Annotated in this window: 1 protein-coding gene and 1 pseudogene; both read right to left on the reverse strand. The window is 67.4% G+C overall.

From position 1 onward, the window contains the following. Positions 1-403: 403 nt before the first annotated feature. The gene (locus AC2W7C_RS17995) at positions 404-847 is read right to left on the reverse strand and encodes a hypothetical protein (RefSeq protein WP_486002581.1); all 444 of its coding nucleotides are present in this window, start codon (positions 845-847) and stop codon (positions 404-406) included. Positions 848-953: 106 nt separating this feature from the next. Then, positions 954-1363 (reverse strand): annotated as a pseudogene (locus AC2W7C_RS18000) (glycosyltransferase family protein); the annotation flags it as partial.

Raw genomic sequence — 1363 nt, forward strand, 5'->3', positions numbered from 1 at the left:
CCAACGCCCGCGGCCTGAAAGGGCGGCCCCGCCCGGTGCTGGACGCGGCCCGCGCCGCCTACCTGGGAGCCGAACATTCCGGCGCCGCCGAGCGCCGGCCCCAAGCCCGGGCGGAAAAGGAAAAGGAACACCGACATCTGAGGGCGGCGGCACGGGTCCTTGCTGAAAACGGGGCGACCCGACGACCCGTTTCCGGACCGCCCCATGCTGAACCTCCTCGCCCGCACTATCGACGTCACCGTCGTCGCGCTGATCTTCGTGGCGTTTTCTTAGGAGCCTAACGCTCGCGACGCGATCGCTCGCTCCTCGAGGCCGAGGGGCGCACGCCGACCTGACATAGGAGCGCGGCCCGCGCTCAAGCAGCGAGGCTCCGCGAGCCGAGCGTTAGCGCCCTAGGAAGAGATCAAGCCCCGCCGAAGTCCAGATCCTTGCGGGCCGAGATGATCGTGACGATGAAGCCGGCCAGGACGTCGAGCATCACCATGGTCACGATCAGGAAGAAGGTCGAGGTCGCGAAGCCCTTGATCAGCAGGAACTCCACCAGGCAGATCACGAACAGGATCATCGACAGGGCGTGATTGACGATCGCGACCTTCTGGCTGGAGGTGGACTTCAGCAGCTCGAAGAAGAGCAGGATCAGCGACAGGAACAGGATCAGGTCGCCCGGTCCCACGTTCCAGCTGGCGCCCGAGGCCATCGGGATCGAGAACATCGGATCGCGCAGGACCGCGTCGGCGCCGGCCGCGGCGGAAGTCAGGCCGGGATCGCCGCCTCCCAGGACGCTGGTCAGGACCACGAGGTTGTACAGCACCACCGGAATCACGAGCAGCGGAAGGGCGATCAGCATCGCGGGGGGCTCCATCGTCTGACGGTCGTAACGGCCGCGCTTGTTAACGATGCATACCCCGGTTCGCTCCATACGGCTACGTCCGCTCGCCCCGCGGGCGAACGGGCTAGAACTCGGTGACGGCGCCCGGCCGGCGCGAGCGGGTCTTCAGCCACATCACGCCCAACAGGTCGGACAGCGACGCCATCAGCCTTCCCCAGTTGGTGTATTTGGACCGCCCCGTCTCGCGGTGCCTGTGATCGACGTCCAGGTAGCGGTTCTCGTAGCCTTCGCGGATCATCAGCGCCGGCAGGTAGCGGTGGATATGATCGAAGTAAGGCAGTCGCAGGAAGACGTCGCGACGGAAGGCCTTCAGGCCGCAGCCGGTGTCGTCGGCGTCGTCCCCCAGCAGACGCTTGCGGATGCGGTTGGCCCAGCGGGAGGCCCAGCGCTTGGCGCCCGTGTCCTGCCGCTTGGCGCGAACGCGCCGACCAGGGCGACGGTCGAGGGCGAGGCGGCGAGCAGATCGGCCAGCCG

This window comes from Brevundimonas sp. CURTG3B2_SDJG (assembly GCF_057364705.1).

Bases quoted from the DNA above. Each gene is read 5' to 3' on its own strand.
- AC2W7C_RS17995 (WP_486002581.1), bottom strand. From the start codon at position 847: ATGCTGATCGCCCTTCCGCTGCTCGTGATTCCGGTGGTGCTGTACAAC.